General features: G+C 66.5%; 10 protein-coding genes and 1 tRNA gene. All 11 read left to right on the top strand.

Annotated features, from left to right (window positions below; all coding sequences use genetic code 11):
* Positions 1 to 403 precede the first annotated feature (403 nt).
* The 11 genes from BN3266_RS11695 (at position 404) to BN3266_RS11635 (ending at position 13,486) form a co-directional block, all read left to right on the top strand.
* Positions 404 to 2,287, top strand: a complete 1,884-nt coding sequence (locus BN3266_RS11695; protein WP_059005270.1) for a DUF3825 domain-containing protein — start codon at positions 404 to 406, stop codon at positions 2,285 to 2,287.
* Positions 2,288 to 3,084: 797 nt separating this feature from the next.
* Entirely contained in the window at positions 3,085 to 4,302 is a 1,218-nt protein-coding gene (locus BN3266_RS11690) for a YibE/F family protein (protein WP_075109751.1), read from the top strand.
* 733 nt (positions 4,303 to 5,035) lie between these two features.
* Positions 5,036 to 5,773: a gamma-glutamyl-gamma-aminobutyrate hydrolase family protein gene (locus BN3266_RS11680; RefSeq protein WP_059005268.1), complete on the top strand. Its 738-nt coding sequence runs from the start codon at positions 5,036 to 5,038 to the stop codon at positions 5,771 to 5,773.
* Positions 5,774 to 6,009: 236 nt separating this feature from the next.
* Complete coding sequence (locus BN3266_RS11675) at positions 6,010 to 6,549, top strand: phosphoribosyltransferase family protein (RefSeq protein WP_021659837.1); 540 nt, start codon at positions 6,010 to 6,012, stop codon at positions 6,547 to 6,549.
* 47 nt (positions 6,550 to 6,596) lie between these two features.
* Complete coding sequence (locus tag BN3266_RS11670; protein WP_059005267.1) at positions 6,597 to 6,803, top strand: hypothetical protein; 207 nt, start codon at positions 6,597 to 6,599, stop codon at positions 6,801 to 6,803.
* Between the two features lie 817 nt (positions 6,804 to 7,620).
* Positions 7,621 to 8,793 (top strand): dehydroquinate synthase/iron-containing alcohol dehydrogenase family protein, encoded by a 1,173-nt coding sequence (locus BN3266_RS11665; RefSeq protein WP_059005266.1) that lies wholly within the window; start codon positions 7,621 to 7,623, stop codon positions 8,791 to 8,793.
* 925 nt (positions 8,794 to 9,718) lie between these two features.
* Positions 9,719 to 10,750 carry a DNA polymerase III subunit delta gene (holA, locus tag BN3266_RS11660; protein ID WP_059005265.1) on the top strand — a complete coding sequence of 344 codons (1,032 nt, stop codon included), beginning with the start codon at positions 9,719 to 9,721 and terminating at the stop codon, positions 10,748 to 10,750.
* Positions 10,751 to 10,763: 13 nt separating this feature from the next.
* Positions 10,764 to 11,351, top strand: a complete 588-nt coding sequence (locus BN3266_RS11655) for a ribonuclease M5 (RefSeq protein ID WP_059005264.1) — start codon at positions 10,764 to 10,766, stop codon at positions 11,349 to 11,351.
* A 47-nt stretch (positions 11,352 to 11,398) separates the two neighbouring features.
* Positions 11,399 to 11,485: transfer RNA gene (locus BN3266_RS11650), tRNA-Leu, on the top strand.
* Positions 11,486 to 11,599: 114 nt separating this feature from the next.
* The gene (locus BN3266_RS11645; RefSeq protein WP_059005595.1) at positions 11,600 to 12,076 is read left to right on the top strand and encodes a GNAT family N-acetyltransferase; all 477 of its coding nucleotides are present in this window, start codon (positions 11,600 to 11,602) and stop codon (positions 12,074 to 12,076) included.
* A 1,056-nt stretch (positions 12,077 to 13,132) separates the two neighbouring features.
* The gene (locus BN3266_RS11635) at positions 13,133 to 13,486 is read left to right on the top strand and encodes a CHC2 zinc finger domain-containing protein (protein ID WP_059005262.1); all 354 of its coding nucleotides are present in this window, start codon (positions 13,133 to 13,135) and stop codon (positions 13,484 to 13,486) included.
* Positions 13,487 to 13,498 lie beyond the last annotated feature (12 nt).

Raw genomic sequence — 13,498 nt, 5'->3', positions numbered from 1 at the left:
GTGGGTGTCTGCGCGGGGAGGGGGCAGGCAATTTTTGCGGGGCGCGCGGGGGCGCGCGGAGACTGGCGCGGGGGCTGGACGAGGGGCGGTTGCGGCGCGGGGGGCCTTCTTCCAACGCCCTGGGGCGGAGGGGGCGTTTTGGGGGGAGAGGCCACCGAATGGGGCGGCGGGTGCGGGTCTGCGGGGGAAAGGACGACCCTTTTGGGAAAAAGGGGGCCTTTTGCCCGGCCGCAGAGGGGGCGGCCCCTCTGCGCGGTGGGGAACGGCTTGCCGGGAAAAGGGGTTCTATCCCGCCCCCCGCCGGGACGGGCTGTGCCTTGTCACTGCCGGCGGATGATGGTACAATAAGACCAGTTTGAGCGCCGCCGGCGGGCGGCCGATTTTGCGGCAAAGGAGCAGATGGATGGACGGCGAGGAGATGCGGTGGGAGGACTGCCCACTGGAAGAACTGATCGACCGGGGGGTGGTCCACTCCCTGGCAAAGCGGTTACAGGTAGAGGAGGGGACCCTCTTCGAGCGGCTCTGTGCAGCCTACGAGGGCGCCCGGGCGGACGGTACCCTGCGGCGGGAGGGGGAGGGCCTCGGCTTTTCCCTGGACGGCGGGGTGGAGATCTTGCTGGTGAAAAACAGCAACCCGGCCCGGGACCGGCCCTGTTACCTGAAATACCGCATCGGCGGGGAGCTGCGGCCCGAGGCGGCCGCCCTCTCGGAGGAGGTGCGGGGGGAGATCTACCGGCTGCTGACGGGGCTGCACCCCTTTGGGGAGCCCATCCCCCTGGCCCAGGCCAGCAGCGATTTGATTGCCGCCGGGTACACCAAGGTCAGCTTAGGGGTGTACAAGATGAAGACCGCCTTTGAGCAGTTGGAGGAGTTTGCCCAGCTGCTGACCCGGGAGGAGTTCGACCCGCCGGTGGTAGAGGTGGTGCTGCGCCCCTGTCCCCGGTACGAGGGGGAGGGGGCGCAGGGCGCGCCGGCGGCCCCTGCCGGGCCGAAGGAGCCTGCGCCCGCCCCCGAGGAGACACCCCCGGGCGGCGGGAGAGAGCGCCCCATTCCCGAGGGGATGGAGGGGAACATCTTCCTCACCAAGGCGGCGGTGCAGAACGCCAACTACCTGCTCACCGGCCTGCGGGGCGGCTATTTGAGCCACCAGCAGACCGCCCAGCTGATGGAGGGGTACCGGGCGGCCTACCGGGACGACCGGATCGAGCGCCGGGGGGACGCCTGGTTTTTCGACACCACCCTCACCGGCACCACCGGCGAAGGGGTGGTCGCCTCCTTCAAAGAGGCCAGCCCCGGCGGCAGCTACGGCTGGTATGTCAACTGGGTGGGCTACGACCGGGACAACAGCCGCCCCGGGGACGAGCTGGGCAAGTTCGCCTACCTGGGGAACATGACCGAGTTCCTGCGCACCCTGGCCCAGATGGCCCTGCCCGAGCGCTGGAGCTTTTCGCGGGACAACGCCGACGACTACTCCATTTTGGTGCGCTACATCAAGTACACCTTCTACCGCCTCAAGCAGGAGGGGAAGGTCTGCATCCTCGAGCGGGAGGGGCGGCGGGAGTTCGCGGCCTTCAACACCGGGCTGGTGGACCACACCTACGAGGAGATCTACGCCTGTTTCCTCCCCAACGCCCAGCCGGAAAAGACCCCCTGGGCCTTTGACTGCTTCTGTACCGCCGGTTCGCGGGGGGCGGGCAAGCGGCTGGTGGACAGCTTCAACCCCCTGCCCCAGGCGGCCAGCTACTTCCGCCGCAAGGAGGACCTGCTCTACGACCTGGAGCGGGAGCTGATCCTCGACCGCCACCACATCATTGTGGACAACGTCAACCGCCTCCCCCTGGACTTTTTGGAGGAGGTGCTCTACGACAGCGGGGAGATGCGCCCGGTGCTTTGCGAACTGCGGGAGGGCCGCCCCGGGGAGCAAAAGGCCCTTTACGACCGGCTGCGGGCCTTTTTGGACAGCGGCGACAAGCACTTTCGCCGCATCTGCAGCCGGGTGGACGAGGCGGTGGAACTGGCCAAGAAGCGGGTGCGGTGGAACTTCAAGACCGCCCTGCCCTGCTTCTTCCCCACCCGCAATGTGATGAGTTTGATGCTCCCCCTGGCCCTGCTGCGCGACGACCGGGTGGACGTGGCGCTGGTGGTGGAGTTGACCCAGTCGGGCAACTACCAGGGACAGACCATCCTCCCCCTGCGGGAGGCCTATATCGACGCCCGGCTCCTCTGCCGGCCCGACAGCGACTGGCTGGACACCAGCGCCGCCGCGGCCGCAGGGGAGGAGGACTAGGCCGGCAGAGAGGCCGGCGCGGGCGGATGGCCCGCCGGGGTGGCTGGCTGGCTGCGGGGGAAGGCAAAGAGGGCTTTTGGGGGGCGGTGCCCCGGCCCTTCTGCGGGGCGTTCTCGCGGAGGGGGCGCTTTGTCTGGCGCGGGCTGCTGTTTGTCGCCGGGTACGGCGGCGCGCTGTTGAGGGAGGCGCTTGCAGTAGTATCCGAGGAGAGCGGAGCGGCTGTGCCTTGGAGCGGCTCCTCTGAAAGAAAGCCCGGTCGGGTCCGGCGGCCGGACCCTCTCTGCGCCTCTGCGGACGCCCTCTGCGGGGGAGATATTCCCCGCAGAGGGCCTTTTGCCTGGGAGATGGGCGCATCGCTTTGCCGGTCTTCCCCCTCCTACTGCCGGAGGAATGAGGGGGGACGGGAAGGGGGAGAGCGCCCTTTTGAGGCCCCTCTCCCGGGTTGCTTTGACGTTTTCCCACAGAGGGCCCGCCCTCACAGTGGGGGCCGCGCGCACTGCTGGTCCTTTGCCATTTGGAAACGGGCGGTGGAGGTCGCCGTTCCGGCGTTTCAGCGAGGGGGAGAGCTGCCTGGACGGGGAATAGGGGGACACCCGCTTGCGGCAGTCGTGTGTGTGGGCGGGACGGCGGCCCGCCCCCTAGATGGCGGCGGGAGAGGGGGCGAAATGGCCCCCTTTTTTGCTGCCCGGCGGGGAAATTTGACATTGCCCGGCGGTTGACGAGGGCGGCGGCGGGACGGTATACTGGTACAATATTGCCCGCCACAGGGGCGGACGGAAGAGAGGGAGGACGGACGCGTGAAGCAGAAACTGATCTACCTGTTGACGGTGCTCTGCTCGGTGCTGCTGCTCTGGGGCGGCAACAAGATCGCCACCGAGGGCCTGGCGCTGCAGGGCGATGGGACCGCCGCCGAGACGGTGAAGGTGCGGGTGGTGGAAATCACCGCCCGGGTGCCCAGCCAGGTGGTCATCGACGGGATCACCCAGACCACCCAGGACAGCACCTACTTTAAAGGGGAGGTGCTCGCCGGGGCGCGCAAGGGGCAGGTGCTCTTTGCCAAGCAGCAGCTCGACCCCCTCATGGGTGGGCAGCCCGACCAGGTGCAGGCGGGGGACAAGGTGCTGCTGACCCACAACCCCGACGAGCAGGCCGACACCGACTGGATCTGGGCCGAGCGGGTGCGCAGCGACGCCCTGATTTGGCTGGGAGTGGCGTTCTGCCTGGTGCTCTTTGCCTTTGGGCGGGCCAAGGGGGTCAACACCATCCTCTCCCTGGGCTTTACCATCGCCGCCATCTTCGCGGTCTTTGTGCCCGCCATCCTCTCGGGCCAAAACGTCTACCTCTGGGCCATTTTGGTCTGCGCCTTCATCGTGGTGATGACCCTGCTCATCGTCAACGGGCCGGGCCGTAAGAGCCTGGCCGCCGGGCTGGGCTGCGCGGCGGGGGTGCTGATCACCGGGCTGCTGACCTTTGGGATGGACAAGATCATCCGCCTGACGGGGATGGTGGACGAGAACTCGATGTTTTTGATGTACCTCAACGGGGAGAAGCCGCTGGATCTGAAGGCCATCATCTTTGGGGCCATCATCATCGGCGCGGTGGGGGCCATCATGGACGTGGCGGTGGACATCGCCGCCTCCCTCTACGAAATCAAGCGGAAGCTGCCCAACTCGAGTTTTCACAGCCTGGTGCGCTCGGGCTACACCATCGGGCGGGACATCCTGGGCACCATGGCCAACACCCTGGTGCTGGCCTACATCGGCAGCTCCCTGTCGGTGGTGCTCCTCCTCTTTGCCTACAACGACTCCCTGCTCTACATCCTCAACCGGGAGATGATCGTGGTGGAGATCCTGCAGGCGCTGGTGGGCAGCTTCGGCATCCTCCTGACCATCCCCGCCACCTCCCTGATCTGCGGGCTGCTCTACGGCCACCGGGGAGGAGAGGGGGAGGACGGCTCCCATAAAGCCGAGGAGGCGCCCCGGAAGCCCAGTTGGGAGGACCTGCCCAACCTATAAAGGGGATGGACTTTACACGTTTCGACGCGCCCCGGCGGACAGGCTGCCGCGGCGCGGGTGGGACCAAACGGGAGAAGCGGCCAAGGGGCGGCAGCTCTGGTGCGGAGGGCACCGGGACCGCCGCCCCTCCTTCTTTTTCAGGGGGCTGCCGGCAAGGGGGGAGACGCGGGGAGCGGGTGGCGGTGCTGCCCTTTCGGACACGGCCCATCTGGGCGGGGAGACGGCTGGGGTGGGAGCGGGTGGCGGTGCTGTTCTTTCGGACACGGCTTGCCTGGGCGGGGAGACGGCTAGGATGGGAGTGGATGAAGGCGCTGCCCTTCCGGGCGGCCCGTCTGGGCAGGAGAGACGGTCGGGATGGAAGCAGATGGCGGCGTTGTCCTTCCGGACACGGCCCACCTGGGCGGGGAGACAGTCGGGACGGGAGCAGCGTTAGCGCTGCCTTCCGGACACGGCCTGCCTGGGCGGGGAAGGCGGCCGGGTCGGGAGCGGCAGGGCCTTTTGGAGGGAGGAGGGGGGGATTTTTCCCTGGGGGACGGCTGCGGAATGGACGGCAAGCACTGTAAAGGCAAGTAGCTTTATACAGGCTGGGGAGGGGTCGTCCGGCAATCTGCACCTGAACAGGGGAAAAAACTGATACAATGGTAGAAAATGAGCCTGGGCACTGGCTGTTTTTTGTGTTTTTTGGTATACTGATTGCAGGCAAAGCGCCAATATGTAAAAGGTAGTGATTCGTATGAAAAAACCAGTGATCGGCATCACCGCGGGCACCACCGTGCACGACGACCCGGTGTTCTTCGGCTGCAGCAGCGACTATGTGCACGAGGAGTACATCGCCGCCGTCCAGCGGGCGGGAGGTGTGCCGATCCTGCTTCCCATCACCGGCGACCGGGCGGTGGTGCAGGCCCAGCTGGAGCTCTGCGACGGGGTGGTGCTCACCGGCGGGCACGACGTGAACCCCCTGCTCTACGGGCAGGAACCCCACCAAAACCTCACCGCCGTCTCCGACCGGCGCGACCGCTTTGACATGTATGTCTGCAAGCTGGCGCTGCAGGCGGAACTGCCCATCCTGGGCATCTGCCGGGGCTGCCAGATCCTCAACGTGGTCTGCGGCGGCACCCTCCACCAGGACCTGCCCAGCCTCTCCTCCTCCTTCGTGCAGCACCTGCAGCCTAGCCACCCCACCCAGGCCAGCCACACGGTGAGCGTGGACAGCCAGTCGGTGCTGGCCCCCATTTTGGGGGAGACGGCGCAGGTCAACTCGCTGCACCACCAGGCCATCGACCGGGTGGCCGAGGGCTTTCTCACCGCCGCCACCGCCAAGGACGGGGTGGTGGAGGCCATCGAGCGCCAGGGCGGCTCCTTTGCCCTGGGGCTGCAGTTTCACCCGGAGATGCTCTCCGCCACCCGGGGGGACATGTTGGCTGTCTTCCGGCTGCTGGTCGAGACCTGCGGCGGCGGGGAACAGGAGTAGGCGGGGCAAAATTTTTCGCCCCTTTTTTGGCGTTTCCCCTTTATTGCGGGGGAAGTTGTGCTATAATAGCCGAGGACGGCTGTCCCCCCGGGGGCGGCCGGCGTTCCCTTTTCCCCCTTCGCAGGGGCGTGAGGGGGGCAAAACGGGGGACCGGGAGAGGCCCGGCCCAAAAAAAGTTTCGGCGGGCGCGGCCCCTGCGGGGGCGGGCCGCCGAAGCGGTGTAAAGGGAGTTTAGCATGGAAAAGTTCTATCCGATCGAGATCGCCGGGTGCAAGCGGCAGCTGCCCATCTGCAAGGTGGACGACCACCTGTCCATTGCGGCCTTCGTCATGTTTTCCGACGTGGAGATCACCATCGCCTGCGCCAGAGAGCTGCTGAAGATCGTGCCGGAATTCGACTACATCGTCACCGCCGAGGCCAAGGGCATCCCCCTGGCGTACGAGATGTCCCGCCAGAGCGGCAAGAATTACTACCCGGCCCGCAAGATGACCAAGCTCTACATGACCGACCCCATCCACGTGAGCGTCAAGTCCATCACCACCGCCAAGGTGCAGGACCTCTACCTGGACAAGGCCGACGCCGACGTGCTCAAGGGCAAGCGCATCCTGATCGTGGACGACGTCATCAGCGGCGGCGACTCCCTGCGCGCCATGGAAGTGCTGGTCAACGAGGCCGGCGGCAACATCGTCGGCAAGGCCACCGTGCTGGCCGAGGGCGATGCCGCCAACCGCGACGACATCATCTTTTTGGACAAACTTCCCGTTTTTGAAAAATAGGACAGACTGCGGCGGGCTGCGGCCCGCCCACTGATGAGGTGGGGCAGTTGGTGAAGCGGCCTCTGGGGACGATCGGCTTTGGCTGGTTTTTGTCCCTGGAGGCCGCTTATTTTTTGCCCCTCTCCCCGCTGGCCAAGGGGGTGTTGGCGGCGGGGTCGGCGGCGGCCGGGCTGCTGCTTTTGCTGCTGGCGCGGCGGCGGGCAAGGAGCGGCGGACGGCCCGCCCCTCCAAAGCTGTCTCGTAGACACATCTAGATGGGGATAAGGGACAGGCGCTGGGGGGGTGGCTGCTGGCGGGGTGAGGAGGGGAGCGGCGGGCGCAGGCTTTGGCGGTGCGGGAGAGGGGGCAGGCGTGGCGAGAGACGGGGATGTCTGGTCGAGGGGGAGGCGCCGTTATTGCTGCAGGGGAGGACCGACTTGGGTAGGCCGTTGAGGGGATGGGCGGCATCTCCGACTGCGCATAGCTTTGATAGGGTACAGCCCGGAGGTAGCGCGCTGCCCTTTCCAGTGAGGAGGGAAGAAGCTTTCATGGGGAGGGCTGCCTCCCGCTGGGGCGACGCGGCCGGTCAAGGGGGGCGGCATCTCCGGCGGGAGCGGTGCTGTAATTGGGCTGGTGTGCCCTTGCAATGGCTTTGATGGGGTTATAGCCCAGAGGTGGCGCGCTGCCCTTTCCAGTGAGGGGGAGAGGCTTTCGTGGGGAGGGCTGCCTTCCGCTGGGGCGACGCGGCCGGTCAAGGGGACGGTATCTCCGGCAGGAGCGGTGCTGTAATTGGGCTGGTGTGCCCCTGCAATGGCTTTGATGGGGGACAGCCCAGAGGTGGCGCGCTGCCCTTTCCAGTGAGGGGGGGAAGCTTTCATGGGGAGGGCTGCCTCCCGCTGGGGTGGCGCGGCCGGTCAAGGGGACGGCGTTCCCTTTCTCCAGCGATGTGAGCGGGCCGGTGGAGCTGGGCGGGGGCGGGAGAGACGTGGGAATTTTTTACATACTCTTTTCAAATCTCTCCCCGGCCGCTACAATAGGGGAAAGGGAGAGACGGCGGCAAAGGGGCGCCGCACGGCGAGGGGAGGAAACGATATGACACAGTTTTGCGGCCGGGTCGACACCGAGTTCATCAGCGGTCCCCAGGTCTTTGACCGGGCCATCGGGGCGGTGCGCGGGCACCTGGACAAGCTGATGGTGCTCTACGACGGGCGGGTGATCGGCGGGCGGCTGCACGACCTGGTCTACGAGACCCTCTGGGCCCACGGCTTTCACTGGACCGAGATGGATCTGGCCGAGGGAGAGGGGCCGCCGTTTGCGCGGGACGCGCTGGGGCCGTCGTCCCTGGCGGGCGGGGAGGACCCGTCCGGTGGCAGTCGGGTGGTGGCCCGGGGGATCGACATCTACCAGAGATACCGGCTCGACGGCATCCTCGCCGTGGGCGGGGCCCGCACCCTGCAGTGCGCCCAGGCCATTGCGGCGGCGGGCCGCTTCGGCAGGCGGGGAGAGGGCGGGGAGCCGGCCCTCCCCCTCTTCGCCGTCTTTACACTGGCCTCCTCCGGCAGGGAGGGGGCACTGCCGGGTTTCGCCCCGGTGGGATCGCCCGGACCGCTGCCCCGGCTCCTCGCCCTGGACCCGGTCTTTGCCTACACCGGCGACCGGGGGCAGGTGGCGGAGGAGATCGCCGGTCTCTTCTGCCGGGGGCTGGAACTCTACCTTGCCCCGGGGGAGGGGGCCTATCTGCAGCGGCGGTTGGCCGAGGGCATCCTCAAGACCTGCATCCACTGCGCGGGCGGCGCCCTGCGGGGGGAAGAGGGGGACTGCGGCGACCTGCTCTGGGCCCTGGGGCTGGCCGTCAGCGAGCTGCCCGGCTGGGGCCGCAAGCTCCCCTGGGAGGTGCACGGCATGGGACGGCAGCTCTGCGACCGGTTCGACGCCCCCTGGGGGGCGGTGCTGTCGGTTTTGGCCCCGGCCTGGATGGGCTATGTGCTGCGGGCGACCACCCTGGAGAAGTTTGCCGAGTACGGCGTGCAGGTCTGGCGGCTGAACAGGGAGCTGCCGAAGGAGGAATTGGCCCGCCGGGCCATCGACGAGACCCAGCGCTTTTTCACCCAGGTGCTGGGGCTGCCCGAGCGGCTGGGGGAGCTGGGCGTCACCGGGGGACAGTTGGGGGAGCTGGCCGAGCGGGCCGCCAACCCGGCGCTGCAGGAGGGGGTCGTTCCCCTGGACGCGGCCGACGTGCTGGAAATTTACCGGGCCTGCCTGTGAGGCGCGCAGGGGGTGGGGCAAAGGGAGGAACAGTCCCTTGGCCCCGCCCCTTTTTTGCCCCTTTGCGCTCGGAGGGGCGAGGGGGGCTTGTGGCGGGGACGGAGGGGTGTGGCCCGCTGCTGTACTGGGGTGGCGGGGAATGGGCTGGGGACGAGGGGGGATGTCTGGCGGGGGCGAGTAGGGAAGTCCCTCGGCCTCATGTCCTTTTTGCTTTTGCGGCCGGTTGGGGCGTCTGGCGGAGTGGACCCCTTCTGCCGCTGCACCGGGCGGAAGGAGGGCGCGGCGGGCCGCTCTCTTTGCAGGCGGTGCTCTGGTGGGGCCGTCTCGGTCCGTGCCGGGGGGCTGTCTGGGCTTGTGCGGGCCCCTCTTTCGGCCGCTCCTTCGCCGCTGCACGGAGGGGGGTGGAAGAAAACGGCTATTTCGGCGGCCGGGTTCTCCGTCGGGTTTCCCGGGGATTTTTGCGCTCCTTTCGAGGGGGCATTTCACTCGGCGGGGGGAGAGGGGTGCGAACGCCCTTTTGGCCGGCGGTATGATGGGGGAGCTTGGCCCTCTCTCTGGCAGGATGCTCTGCCCGGGCGGCGGCCGGGGCGCTGCCCTTTTGTCCGATGGGAGAGCGTTTGGGTGAAGGAAAGGGGCTGCCGGGCGAGCTCTTGGCCGGCTGTGCGCGGGGGCCGGGCGCTGTGTCGGCACGGGGAAAAGGTCTGTCGGGGATGGATGGGGAGAGCGCCGCTCCGGCGCGGCCACGGCGGGGAGCTCGGCGGCGGGGGGGCGGCGTCGGTGGCGGCCGGGGGGAGGGCGCTTGGCCCCAACTGCCCTCTGGTGGGGCGGGCGGCGGATTGCCTATGGAAAAAGGGGCGGCGGTTTGCTATAATAACTAGAGATACGGGCGGCCGCGGGGCGGCCCGGCGAGAGGGGAGAGGCGAGCTTGAAGTACACGGCCACCAACTTTGCCAAGGCGGTAAAGGGCGGGCCCCTGGGGGGGCTCATCTACTTTTTCGGCGACCAGCGCTACCTGATGGAGCGCTTCACCGCACAACTGCTGGAGGCGCTGGGCGCGGGGGAGGAACAGGTCGTCCGCCTGGACGGGGACGAGCTGGACTTCGACGCCCTGGGCGACGAGGTGGTGACCGTCTCCTTTACCCCGCCCAAGGTGCTAGTGATCAGCGGGCTCTCCCCCGAGGGGATGAGCGAGGCCCAGATCAAGCGGCTGGGGGAGATGGCCGACTACCTCTCCCTGGAGACGGTGCTCATCGCCCAGGAGAAGTTTGTCAAGGAGAGCTACAAGGTCAAGCGGGCCAAGGCCCAGAAGCTGCGCAAGCTGGCCGACGCCAAGGGGGCGCTGGTGGATGTCAACAAGCCGGACGCGGCCTCCTGCGCCAAGCTGGCGGCGGCCCTCGCCCGGGAGGAGGGCATTGCGATCGCCGAGCGGGACGTGGCCTACCTGGTGGAGCACTGCGGCGGCGACCTGCTGAAGGTGCAAAACGAGCTGAAGAAGCTGGGCAGCTACCGGCTGGGGGAGACGGTGCGGCGGGAGGACATCGACCGCTTCACCGCCCCCACGGTGGAGCGCACCTCCTTTGAAATGGCGCGGGCTTTGATCCGGGGCGATGTGCGCCGGGCGCTCCACCTGCTGGGGGACCTGCTGGGCGCCCGGGAGGAGCCCATCACCATTGTGGCGGCCCTGGCCACCAACTTCTGCGACATGTACAAGGTCAAGTGCGGCCAGGCCGACCGGCTGGCCACCTCGCAGATCGAAAAGACCTTTGGCTACCGGCCGGGGGATTTTCGGGTCAAGCAGGCGGTGCAGAACAGCCGCAGCCTGAAGTACGGGCAGGTGGTGAAGATATTGGAGGAGCTGCTGGAGGCCGACCTGGCCCTCAAGTCCTCCGGCGCCGACGCCACCGTGATCTTGCAGCGGCTGCTGGTGCAGATCAGCCTGCTGCTGCGGGCGCGCTAGAGGGGGGAGCAGGATGGTTCGCTGTGAGCGGGTGATCGTGGTGGAGGGCCGCTACGACAAGATCAAGCTGTCCAACCTGGTGGAGGGGACCATCATCCCCTGCGGGGGGTTCTCCCTCTTTCACAACGAGGGGAAGAAGCGGGAGATCCGCACCCTGGCGCGGCAGAAGGGGGCGGTGATCCTCACCGACAGCGACGTGGCGGGGTTTCAGATCCGCAGCTACCTGAAAAACTACCTGGCCGACTGCGACGTGGTGGACGCCTACATCCCCGACATCTACGGCAAGGAGCGGCGGAAGGCCCGCCCCTCCAAAGAGGGGAAGCTGGGGGTCGAGGGGGTGCCGGGGGAGGTGCTGCTGCGGGCGCTGCAGACCGCCGGCGCCCTGGCGGACGGGGCGCCCCGCCCCCGGGAGATCACCCGGCTGGACCTCTACAACTGGGGGCTGGTGGGGGGAGCTGACAGCGCGGCGCGGCGGGGGGCGCTGCTTGCGCGGCTGGACCTGCCGGAAAACCTCTCCCCCAAGGGGCTTTTGGGGGCGGTCAACGACCTCTGCACCCGGGAGGAGTTGGCGGCCCTGGTGGAGGAGCTGGAGCGGCCTTGACAAACGCAGCCCCGGCGGATATACTGAAAAAGCTGCCAGAGAGGCATGCCGCTGTGGTGGAACCGGCAGACACAAGGGACTTAAAATCCCTCGGGGGAGACTCCGTACGAGTTCAAGTCTCGTCAGCGGCACCAAAAGACCTATCTTCCCCTGGGGGACGATAGGTCTTTTTCTGTGTTTTCAATCGCGCTGTATGGGGGGACGGCAACATGCCGTATTTTGATAAATTGGAAGTGGGCGAGGCGGCTATGGACCATACGATCAGAAAGATAAAGCAGTCAGAAATACCGCTGTTATCTGATTTTCTATATGAAGCAATATTTGTTCCGAAAGGGGTCGCACCGCCGCCAAGGGAAATCATCGACCGGCCGGAACTTCAGGTCTACACATCTGCTTTTGGGGAGAGGGACAGCGATATTTGCTATGTTACAGAGGTGAACGGCAGGGTCGTTGGGGCTGTATGGGTCCGCGTGATGGACGATTATGGGCATATCGACGATGAAACACCCTCTTTTGCGATTTCGCTTTACAGGGGATACCGGAGTCAAGGCATGGGCACGGCATTGATGAAGGCGATGCTCGATGAATTGAAAGAAAAGGGCTACCGGCAAGCTTCCTTGGCGGTGCAGAAGGCGAATGGCGCACTGAACATGTACAAAAAGCTTGGATTTGAAATCGTAGACGAAAAGGATGAAGAGTATATCATGCTCCGTCATCTGTGTTAGAGGGACGACGCCCCATTCGGCGGGATGCCCGGCAGTTCGATGTATGGTCTCGTTCGCCGTGCGGGTCCGATTTCCCCGCGTTCCTCTTAAAAATGCAATGGCGCTCAGGATGGGCACACCCCTACAGCGCGGCGCTGGACCCGATTTCGATTGCGTTCAGCGCTCTTTTTGCGCTCGCATCCGAGAAATGAAAATGGCGTCTTTTTGGCAGTTCCGGCGGCTTGCGGGCCGCCCTTTTTTCTTTGGTGAGGGGCCCTTGGGGGAGCAGTTTTTTGCGGGTTGGAAAGGGGGGGCTTCTTTTGGGTGGGGGAGCTCTCGACAGAAGGTTCGCCCTTTGGGCAGGCGGGTTTCTTTCTGGCAGTTTCGGCGGCTTGCGGGCCGCCCTTTTTTTCTTTGGTGCGGGCCTTTGGGGGAGCAGTTTTTTGCGGGTTGGAAAGGGGAGAGGGGCTTCTTTTGGGCGGGGGAACGCTCGCCGAGGGGGGCTCCTTTCGGACAGGCGGGTTTCTTTCTGGCAGTTTCGGCGGCCTGCGGGCCGCCCTTTTTTTGAGTGTGGGGCCCTTGGGGGAGCAGTTTTTTTGCGGGTTGGAAAGGGGGGAGGGGTTTCTTTTGGGCGGGGGAACTCTCGCCGAGGGGGATTCCTTTCGGGCGAATTTCTTTTGCTGGGATTTGCCCTTATAAGCTGCCGGGCGGCTTCCTTTTTTCAGGGAGTGACGCATCCTTCCCGGGCCGGGACAGGCGTTCGATCGCTTGCCCCGGCTTTTTTTGTGTGGCATTGGCGGGCCGCCCTCTGCGGGGAGGGGCGGCTGGTTTGCGGTGGGGGCGGGGGAGGCCCTGCTTGGGGGTCGCTGCCGCTCGGCGGGCGCTGGCGGAGGTCGGAACGCGGGCATTTTGACTCGGACGGAGAGCACCGGTTTTGCGTGGTAGAGTGGTCATAGGGCGGGGCGTTTCGGCGCTGCATGGGAAAATCCGGCGTCCGCGGCAGGGGGGCGGGGAAGGCACCCTGCTTCCCGCCCGGGAAAGGTGGGGAAGAAATGTGTCAAAAGGGGAGTTTATGAAATGAGCGGTTTGGCGGGGAGGGGCGCGGCGGAGGAGGTCAAGGTCCGGGTAAGCCTGCCGGAGGCGCTGCGGCGCTACGGGCTGCCCACCTCCCCCCGGGGGCGGATCGCCTGCCCCATCCACGGGGGGGAGGGGCCCAACTTCGCCTACGACCAGCGGCGGTTTCACTGCTTTGTCTGCGGGGCGGGGGGCTCGGTGATCGACCTGGTGATGGGGCTGTTCAGCCTGGCCTACCCCCAGGCCCTGGTGCGGCTGGACGCTGTCCCTTATCCACTCTCGCTGTGTATAAGAGACAGCCCTTGCAATGGCTTTGATGGGGTACGCCCAGAGGTGGCGCGCTGCCCTTTCCAGTGAGGGGGGGAGGTG

Origin of the sequence: Bittarella massiliensis (ex Durand et al. 2017) (genome assembly GCF_001486165.1) — a bacterium.
In the GTDB taxonomy this organism is placed as follows: Bacteria; Bacillota; Clostridia; order Oscillospirales; family Ruminococcaceae; genus Bittarella; species Bittarella massiliensis.
This window is presented reverse-complemented; position numbering and strand designations above follow the sequence as displayed.

What these genes read in the sequence shown, in the direction of transcription:
- BN3266_RS11695 (WP_059005270.1), top strand. Translation starts at nt 404, where the DNA reads ATGGACGGCGAGGAGATGCGGTGGGAGGACTGCCCACTGGAAGAACTG.
- BN3266_RS11680 (WP_059005268.1), top strand. Translation starts at nt 5,036, where the DNA reads ATGAAAAAACCAGTGATCGGCATCACCGCGGGCACCACCGTGCACGAC.
- BN3266_RS11675 (WP_021659837.1), top strand. Translation starts at nt 6,010, where the DNA reads ATGGAAAAGTTCTATCCGATCGAGATCGCCGGGTGCAAGCGGCAGCTG.
- BN3266_RS11665 (WP_059005266.1), top strand. Translation starts at nt 7,621, where the DNA reads ATGACACAGTTTTGCGGCCGGGTCGACACCGAGTTCATCAGCGGTCCC.
- BN3266_RS11655 (WP_059005264.1), top strand. Translation starts at nt 10,764, where the DNA reads ATGGTTCGCTGTGAGCGGGTGATCGTGGTGGAGGGCCGCTACGACAAG.
- BN3266_RS11645 (WP_059005595.1), top strand. Translation starts at nt 11,600, where the DNA reads ATGGACCATACGATCAGAAAGATAAAGCAGTCAGAAATACCGCTGTTA.
- BN3266_RS11635 (WP_059005262.1), top strand. Translation starts at nt 13,133, where the DNA reads ATGAGCGGTTTGGCGGGGAGGGGCGCGGCGGAGGAGGTCAAGGTCCGG.